The following is an 8,566-nucleotide window of genomic DNA, read 5'->3' as shown; positions in this document are numbered from 1 at the left end:
CAATAGACATCCTCTTTTATCGGCACTCTTTTTTCATAAGCCATGCCCTCAGCAAAAGCTTGCATTAAACGTATCAGTTATATTTCTTTGGTTAAATTTTACGTAAGATTTTTGGCGCAGCTTTCGTCTGATAAATTTTGTTATCAAATTTACTAAAATTACAAATATTACAATAGGTAGCGCAAAGCTAAAAAACGCTGGCAGCATAGTGGATAGTAAATTTGCCGTATCAAAAATTTGCATTTTAGCTTTCCTTGCTGCGCTGGGAGATCAAATTTGGCTTCTAGATGATAAACTCTGGCTCAAATTTCGTCCCATTTACCCTGACAACCCTTGCTGGTATGCCAACGACTGTTGCGTTTGCTAGGACGTTTTTTAGCACGACCGAGTTTGCGCCGATCTTGGCATTTTCACCGATCGTTATGGCTCCAAGTATCTTTGAGCCAGCGGCGATAGTCACGCCATTTTTAATGGTCGGATGGCGCTTGCCACACTCTTTGCCAGTGCCTCCAAGTGTCACTTGATGATACATCATCACATCATCACCGACCTCAGCTGTCTCGCCGATAACCACGCCCATGCCGTGATCTATGAAAAATCTCCTACCGATCTTCGCCCCTGGGTGGATCTCGATGCCTGTTAGAATTCTTGCGATTTGTGAGATGAGTCTAGCTAGAAAAAACCACTTTTTTTGATATAAAAAATGTGAAATTTTATGAAAAAAGACCGCGTGAATACCTGGCGTGTTGATAAGTATCGCCAAAAAGCAGCAGTCATGGACTGACGGGTCTTTCTCGCGGACGGTTTGAACTAGCTCTTTTAGACTCTCCCACATATTTTTACGCTCCGTAAAGCTCTGTACTTAGGTATCTCTCGCCATTATCTGGCGCTATGAAAAGCACTTTTTTGCCAGCGCCAAGCTTTTTAGCCACTCTTTTTGCAGCCACATAAGATGCGCCGCCACTTATGCCAAGCATCAAGCCATCGCTCTTTGCGACCGCTCTAGCTGCGTTTAGTGCGTCCTCGTTGCTCACTTTTTCTATCTCGCTAACTAGGTTTAGATCCATTGTATTTGGCACAAAACCAGCTCCGATGCCTTGAATTTTATGAGGACCAGCGTTGCCGCCACTTAGCACAGGTGATGCTTCAGGCTCAACAGCAACGATCTTTGTATTATATCCTTTTGCTTTTAGCACCTTTGCCACGCCACTTATCGTGCCACCCGTGCCAACGCCCGCCACAAAGGCGTCTAGCTCGCTAAAGTCAGCCATGATCTCAGCGGCTGTTGTTAGCTCGTGAGCTTGTGGGTTGTATTTGTTTTCAAACTGGCTTAGCATTACGTGATTTGGCTGGGCAGCTAGCTCGGTAGCTCTTGCGATCGCTGCTTTCATGCCACCAGCTGCAGGGGTGAGCTCAAGCTGAGCGCCATATGCAGCTACGATCTTGCGCCTTTCTATGCTCATGCTCTCAGGCATGCAAAGGATCACTTTAAAGCCAAGCGCAGCACCGCACATAGCTACGCCGATACCAGTATTGCCGCTTGTTGGCTCAACGATAGTGTCGCCATGTTTTAGCGTGCCATCAGCTAGCATTTTAGTGATCATATTAAATGCGATCCTATCTTTTACAGAGCCGCCTGGGTTAAAAAACTCTAATTTCACGTAAATTTCAGCCTCGTCAGCACCTGTTTTTATCTTTACAATAGGTGTATTACCGATCGTTTTAACGATATTGTCGTATATCATTGCCTCTCCTAATATAAATTTTACGTAAATTTAGCACAGAATTTAAAATAAAACATAAAAAGCCCTAATTTACGCCAAATTTAAAATAAAATTTCAATCTTTAATGCTATCAAGCACCTCTTGCCCGCTTTGGCTTAAAATTTTGCCTTTGAAATTTTCCTTGCAAAACTCCAAAATAAGCGCATGATAGACCTTTAAAACCTCAATCTCATCAAATTTATCACTATCAAGAAATTTATAAATTTCATCATACTCAAGCGAGCCAAACCACTCAGCCGCCTCGTCGTAACACTCGAAATTATAGTCAAAATATGCCATTATCCTAAGCGCATAGGCATCAACGACCATATATGGCTTGCCGCAGGCGTATGCTAGTATCGCGTCGCAAGTCTCTGCACCAACGCCCTTTACACTTATAAGCCACTCGCGGCTTGCGTTTTCTTTGAAATTTTCAAAGCTCTCAAATTCATTTTTTATAGCCAGACAAAGCGTTTTTAGCCGTTTTGCCTTTGTGTTGTAAAAACCACTTGGCTTTATGAGCGTGGCAAGCTCGCTGTTTTCAAGCGCGCAGATAGCTTGCAGGCTATCTTTGCTGGCTTTTTTTAGATTATCTAGTGCTTTTTCTACGTTTTTCCAGTTGGTATTTTGCACCAAAATAGCACCCAAAATAACCTCAAAAGTGCCCTCGCCCGGCCATTTTAGCTCGTCTAAATTTCTACTTTTGTGATTTAGCAGAGCTAAAAATAGATCAGTTGATCTCATTTTAAATTTTCTTTAAATGTTAGATAAAACTGCTTTGCCGTCCTGCCACTTCTACTAGCTCTTAGCGTGGCAAAATTTTTAGCAAGCGTGTGAAGCTCATCTTTGTCGCCAGAGTACTCTTTGAAGTAAAAATCGACCATTTTTAGGTACTCGTCATAGTTGCCTTGATAAAAGCTGACCCAAAGACCAAAGCGATCTGAGAGAGAAATTTTCTCCTGAGTGGCGTCGCTGTAGTGAATTTCGCCGTCTATATACTGCGAGTTTTCATTTTCGCTTTTAAACTCGCTTATTAGGTGGCGGCGGTTTGATGTGGCGTATAAAAGGACGTTTTTAGGCGGTTTTTGGATAGAGCCGTCCATGATAGGCTTTAGAAATTTATACTCATTGCTGCCATTTTCAAAGCTTAGGTCATCGCAGAAAATGATAAATTTAAACTCGCTTTTTCTGATCTCATCGATGATGTCGCCAAGGTATTTTAGATCCTCGCAGCCGATCTCTATAATACGAAGTCCCATCTTATAAAACTGCGTAAATACCGCCCTTACAAGGCTTGACTTGCCACATCCTCTCTCACCCCAAAGAAGCACGTGGTTTGCCTCTTTGCCGTCGATGAAATTTAGTGTGTTTTGCAGTAAAATTTCCTTTTGTTTCTCCAGTCCATAAAGTGAGTCGATATCGACAAAATCAATATCCTCAACTGGTTTTAACATCCCTTTTGTACTTCTATATATCGCTGCGTACTTCACGCCCCAATCTATCATCTCTTATCCTTTCTTAGATAGACTAAAATTTCAGCCAAAACATCGTCGTCATCCTTACTGCGAGACTTTAGCCTGATCTTCTCGTCGTCATTTTTTGTTATTAGTATATTTTGCTCGCTGTTTGAGATAGTCTTTATGCCAGCTTTTAGGGCTAAAATTTTGATGATGATGACGTCTAAAAACTGCTTTGTAAATGTATCTATCTTGCCAAATCTATCCTCAAGCTCGCTTTGTATCTCATAGACCTCGCCCACCTCTTTGCACTTGCTAAGGCGCCTGTAAATTTCAAGCCTTAGCCTATCTTCTCTTATAAATTCTTGATTTAAAAAGGCGCTCACACTAAGTTTTAGATCGATCTTATCAAGCTTTGCAGAGTCTTGATTAAGAAGCTTATTTATCTCATCTTCTAGCATCTTTAGATACAGCGAGTAGCCGATAGCCTCGATGTGACCGCTTTGCGCCTCGCCGATGATGTTACCCCCACCCCTTATCTCAAGGTCATGATAGGCTAGCACCGAGCCAGCGCCCAAAAATGAGTTGCCCTCAAGTGCTACAAGGCGTTTTAGAGCGTCTTTGCTAATGGCGTTTTTATCTTCCACCAAAAAGTAGCAGTAGGCCTGCTTGTCGCTTCTACCCACGCGACCGCGGAGCTGGTGCAGGTCAGCCATGCCAAATTTATTAGCATTTTCTACGATTATTGTGTTTGCATTTGGCAAGTGGATGCCGCTTTCAACGATGCTGGTGCAAAGTAGCAAGTCATACTCGCCTCGCTCAAATTTCATCATCTCATCTTCAGTGACTTTCGCATTTACCTTTGAGTGAAGTATTAAAATTCTAAGCTTTGGCAAAATTTTCCTTAGATCATTTGCCGTCTGCTCGATGTCTGCGATGTGGTTGTGGATGTAAAAGGTCTGCCCGCCGCGTCTTAGCTCACGCATGATCGCCTCTTTGACGACCTTTTCGTCCCACTCTCTCACGCTTGTTCTCACATCCAGCCTTGAGCTTGGCGGAGTGGCTAAAATGCTATATGTTTTTATCTTGCTAAGCGCCATATTTAGGCTTCTTGGTATCGGTGTGGCGCTCATGCTTAAGATGTGTGAGTGCTGAGAAATTTCTTTTAGCTGCTCTTTTTGCTTAACGCCAAATTTATGCTCTTCATCAACGACGATAAGCCCTAAATTTTCAGCCTTTACGCCAAGAAGCGCATGCGTACCCACGCAAACTATGGGCTCACTTTCTTTTAGCGCTTTTTGCAAGCTTGCCTTTTCTTTTGCACTTGAGAAGCGATCCAGCCTAAAGACCTTTATGCCAAATTTGCTAAATCTTTGGCTTAGCGTCTTGTAGTGCTGCGAGCTAAGTAGTGTCGTTGGCACGAAGAAAAATGCGCTAAAGCCTGATTTTATGCAGGTAAATATGGCGTTCATCGCAACTTCAGTCTTGCCAAAGCCAACATCTCCGCTAAGCAGCCTATCCATCACCTTGCCGCTTTTTAGCTCATCTTTTATATCATTTACCGCCTTTTGCTGATCACTCGTGTATGAAAAGCCAGCATCTTGGACGAAATTTAGATAAGAGATATCCTCTTTTTGTAAAATTTTACCAGCGATCAGCTCCCTTTTTGCCGCCATCGCCACGATCTTTGAGGCGATCGCAAAGAGTTTTTCTCTAACTTTCTCTTTTATCTTGGCAAAATTTGCCTTGCCAAGGCGATCAAGCACTGCCATAGAGCCATTTTGCGCGATGTAACGATCTATCAAATTTAGATGCTCAACTGGCAAAAGAAGCTTGTCGTCATTTTGGTAGGCGATAACCACAAATTCCTTCGTAGCACCCAAAACCTTGATCTTTTCAAGCCCTAAAAACCTGCCTATACCATAATCTTCATGCACGACATAGTCATTTACTTTTAGCTCATCCACCACGAGGCTTGAGCGTTTAACTCGCCTTTTTTTCTCAAATTTATTTAGTGAGACTACGATCTTGTCGCTTGAGGTTAAATTTACTACAAGGGGCGAAATTTCAAGCTTTACGTTGGCAAAGCCGTCAAGCTCATAGCCCTTAAAAAGCCCCTCGTTTCTTGAAAGAACGGTTATATTTTTGCTCTTATTTAGCTCAAAAAAGTCAAAATTTAAAGTAACTTCTAGGTCTTTATAAACCTTTGGCTCGGGCAAAATTTCAATGCCCTTAAATTTCTCCTCAGGCGCATCATAAATTTCAAAATCGATCTTTTTAACAAGCTTTGAGTCAAATTCTTTTAAGTAGTCGCTAAAGCTATCTATCGCCCAAAATCCAAGCGAATTTAGATCACTCATCAAGGCATCGCTTTGCATATCCTCGATCTTTTGGCTCACTTTTTCAAACTCATCTTTGCTAAGATTTGCGATAAATGGCACGATCTCGGCTTCGCTTAGCTCATTTTTGTTGCTTATCTGCGTGGCGGTGTTATAGTTTCTGATACTCTCCACCTCATCACCAAAGAGCAAAATTCTAACAGGATCATCCATATTTACACCGTAAATGTCCACGACTTCGCCGCGTATGCTAAACTCACCAACGCTCTCAACGATATCGACGCACTCGTAGCCAAAGCGTATGAGCAAGTCAGCAAATTCGTTTAAATTTAGATTATCTTTTAGCTTGATCGTTGAGCTTTCTAGGTTTTTTTGCGTTGGAAGTGGGTTTAAAAGCGTGCTAAATGGGCTTATGATGATCTTTTTGCCATCAAATTTATAGTATTTGCTAAGAACGGATGAAATTTCAAAAAGCTCTTCGTTAAAGCTTCTTAGATCATCGCCTTTTTTAGCTCTAAAATCAGGTAGTTTAAAGGCGTTAAAGCCAGCAAAACTGGCCGCATCAGCGCAGAGTGCCGCCTCTTTGTCATCTTCACAGATGAGAATTTGTGGGGCGTGCGTTAAAAGATACTCATAGACCTTTGCTTGCATAGTACTCTTTTAAAAAGGCTTCGGCTAGGTGAAACGAGCCAAATGCTAGGTAAATTTTGCCGTTTTTTGCCTCTTTTATATCGTTCATATCGCTTGACTCAAACTCTCTATGCGAAATTTCAAGCTCGTTTAGCGCTTTGTTTATGAGCTCTCCGCCAAGCTCCCTGCCCTCGCAGTGGTAGCGATAAAGCAGCACGCTCTCAACGACTGGCTTTAGAGCTGCTAAGACCGCTTTGAAATCTTTATCTAAAAATGAGTTGTAAACTAGAGTAAGCTTCTTGCCACTAAACTCTTCTTGGCTAAATTTCTTAGCCACAGCCTTTGCGCCAAGCTCGTTGTGACCGACATCAACGTATAAATTTGAATCGATCTTTTCACATCTACCACGAAGCGATAAAGCGCCAAGCTTTTTGATATCTATGCTTCTATCTAAAATTTTAGCCGCGGCGTAGGCTAGAGTTAAATTTGAGCGCAAAAACTCTGGTAGATTAAATTTATCTGCGTAGTTTGCGATCTCGTTTAAATTCTCTTTGGTCAAAATTTCTCTTGGAAAGCTTAAAACCGCTTTTTTCTCGCTTGCGATCTCTTTTGCGATAGCGATACTTGCCTCGTTCATATCGTTACTCAAAACCGCTCTTGCACCCATGGCTTCAAATTTGGTGCGTGAAATTTCTTCTAAGCTGTTGCCTAATATCGCCGTGTGATCAAAGCCGATCGGAGTAAAGATGCTTAGCTCTTTTTCAAAGACATTTGTCGCATCCAGCACGCCGCCCATGCCAGCCTCGCAGACAAAGTAGTCACAACCCTCAAAAAGCACCGCAGAAAGCAGCGTCATATACTCAAAATAGCTCGTTTTTATCTTGTATTCATCACTCAAAAGAGCTTGCAAACGCTCATGAGCTCTCTCTAAAATTTCATCGCTAGCGACCTCGCCATTTAGCCAAAATCGCTCGTTAAATTTAAATATATGTGGGCTTGTATAGTGTCCTACTTTTGCCCCATTTTGGCTTAAAATTTGCGCTAAAAAGCGGCCGGTGCTACCTTTGCCATTTGTGCCGATGATGTGGATTATCTTAAAAGGCTTTAGATGGCCTTTGATCGTATCATAAGCCCTTATGATCCTGCCATAGTCGATCTCTTTGTAGTAAAGCGGTTTGCCGTCAAGAAATTTCGCTAGACTCATTTTTCCTCGATTATCTTTGGCATGACTTGGTTTCTGCCGCCCTCTTTTGCAGAGTAGAGCATCTTATCAGCCGCTTCAAGTGTCATAGTGTCGCTTAAATTTGCGCTTCTTGTAGCCACACCAGAGCTAATAGTTACCCTAATGCGATCATTTTTATAGATAAATTTGAAATTTTCTATCATGCTTCTTAGCTTCTCGCCAAATCTCACGCCATCTTTGAGGCTCGTGCTTGGTAGCAAAATGACAAATTCCTCGCCACCATATCTGCCAACAAAGTCCACTTTTCTAGCATTTTTCTTAAGCACCTGAGCCACGGCTGAGAGTATCACGTCACCAGCCTCATGTCCGTAAGTGTCATTTATCTTTTTAAAGAAGTCGATATCAACAAAACAGATAGAATAGTCCGTACCGTAGCGCTTATAAGCCTCTTCGATACGCTGCATCTCAGTCATCAATGCGCGCTTTGTAGCGACTTTTGTTAAAAAGTCCTCTTTGCTCTCAAGCTTAGCAGCTTCAAGCTCTTTTTCTAAGCTTGTGACTCTGTTTTGAAGCTCAGAAATAGTCGCTTGCTTGCTATTCATCTCAAGGCCAAGCTCCTTGCTCTCTATCTCAAGCGCACCTGCGATCTCAATGAGCATACTTTTTACATGGTCTATGCTATTTTCATTTAAATTTACACTTTTAAGGTCGTTTTTGATGCTTTGCGCCTTAGCCGAACTACTTTTTGAGCTAGCTGCGATGTCAGAAATTCTATCGCCTATGTTTTGCAAGATGTTATTTATCGAGCCCACTTTTTCGATGATCTCGCTTCTATCCTCTTCTATCCTACGATCAACAAAGGTCTTTATCTTATCTTGAATTTCTTTGCTATTTAGGCTTTGTGGATTTTGCTTTAAAACGCTTCTAATGCTGCTAAGCTCTTCGCCAAGCTCCTTTGTGATAGAAGGCTCAAGCGCAAAATTTAAAAGCTCAACTAAAGAGTTTTCTTCTGTGTTTTCATTTTTTTGAGAGAGAAATTTCTCAAGCTCAGCGCTCATAGTCCTTAGATCGTCAAAGTCTCTCACGCCATAATATTTCAAAAAGTCCAAAAATTCAGTGTCGTAAGAGCTTACAAAGTCAAACCATTTAAGGCACATCTCTTCAAGATTTTTCTCATCATATCTTCTAGCAAGT

The 8,566-nt window shown here is 41.9% G+C and carries 8 protein-coding genes; all 8 read right to left on the bottom strand.

Annotation, left to right across the window (positions count from 1 at the left end; genetic code table 11):
• Positions 1-48: 48 nt before the first annotated feature.
• Positions 49-243, bottom strand: a complete 195-nt coding sequence (locus tag Q0296_RS05865) for a hypothetical protein (protein ID WP_298037937.1) — start codon at positions 241-243, stop codon at positions 49-51.
• 40 nt (positions 244-283) lie between these two features.
• A complete protein-coding gene (epsC, locus tag Q0296_RS05860; protein ID WP_298037931.1) occupies positions 284-835 on the bottom strand; it encodes a serine O-acetyltransferase EpsC in 552 nt (183 codons plus the stop codon).
• A gap of 4 nt (positions 836-839) precedes the next feature.
• Positions 840-1,745 carry a cysteine synthase A gene (gene cysK / locus Q0296_RS05855; protein WP_298037928.1) on the bottom strand — a complete coding sequence of 302 codons (906 nt, stop codon included), beginning with the start codon at positions 1,743-1,745 and terminating at the stop codon, positions 840-842.
• Positions 1,746-1,838: 93 nt separating this feature from the next.
• Entirely contained in the window at positions 1,839-2,507 is a 669-nt protein-coding gene (locus tag Q0296_RS05850; RefSeq protein WP_298037926.1) for an endonuclease III, read from the bottom strand.
• Entirely contained in the window at positions 2,504-3,268 is a 765-nt protein-coding gene (locus Q0296_RS05845; RefSeq protein ID WP_298037923.1) for an ATP-binding protein, read from the bottom strand. The genes Q0296_RS05850 and Q0296_RS05845 overlap by 4 nt, the downstream gene beginning before the upstream one ends.
• The gene (gene mfd, locus Q0296_RS05840; RefSeq protein WP_298037921.1) at positions 3,265-6,210 is read right to left on the bottom strand and encodes a transcription-repair coupling factor; all 2,946 of its coding nucleotides are present in this window, start codon (positions 6,208-6,210) and stop codon (positions 3,265-3,267) included. Before mfd ends, Q0296_RS05845 begins: the two co-directional genes overlap by 4 nt.
• Positions 6,191-7,393 (bottom strand): Mur ligase family protein, encoded by a 1,203-nt coding sequence (locus tag Q0296_RS05835; protein ID WP_298037918.1) that lies wholly within the window; start codon positions 7,391-7,393, stop codon positions 6,191-6,193. Before Q0296_RS05835 ends, mfd begins: the two co-directional genes overlap by 20 nt.
• Positions 7,390-8,566, bottom strand: a 1,177-nt coding sequence (locus tag Q0296_RS05830; RefSeq protein WP_298037914.1) for a GGDEF domain-containing protein, incomplete at its 5' end; no start/stop codon positions are given. The genes Q0296_RS05830 and Q0296_RS05835, both read right to left, overlap by 4 nt.

It is taken from the genome of uncultured Campylobacter sp., from assembly GCF_937890585.1.
Classification (GTDB): Bacteria; Campylobacterota; Campylobacteria; order Campylobacterales; family Campylobacteraceae; genus Campylobacter_A.
This window is presented reverse-complemented; position numbering and strand designations above follow the sequence as displayed.

What these genes read in the sequence shown, in the direction of transcription:
- Q0296_RS05865 (WP_298037937.1), bottom strand. Translation starts at nt 243, where the DNA reads ATGCAAATTTTTGATACGGCAAATTTACTATCCACTATGCTGCCAGCG.
- epsC (WP_298037931.1), bottom strand. Translation starts at nt 835, where the DNA reads ATGTGGGAGAGTCTAAAAGAGCTAGTTCAAACCGTCCGCGAGAAAGAC.
- cysK (WP_298037928.1), bottom strand. Translation starts at nt 1,745, where the DNA reads ATGATATACGACAATATCGTTAAAACGATCGGTAATACACCTATTGTA.
- Q0296_RS05850 (WP_298037926.1), bottom strand. Translation starts at nt 2,507, where the DNA reads ATGAGATCAACTGATCTATTTTTAGCTCTGCTAAATCACAAAAGTAGA.
- Q0296_RS05845 (WP_298037923.1), bottom strand. Translation starts at nt 3,268, where the DNA reads ATGATAGATTGGGGCGTGAAGTACGCAGCGATATATAGAAGTACAAAA.
- mfd (WP_298037921.1), bottom strand. Translation starts at nt 6,210, where the DNA reads ATGCAAGCAAAGGTCTATGAGTATCTTTTAACGCACGCCCCACAAATT.
- Q0296_RS05835 (WP_298037918.1), bottom strand. Translation starts at nt 7,393, where the DNA reads ATGAGTCTAGCGAAATTTCTTGACGGCAAACCGCTTTACTACAAAGAG.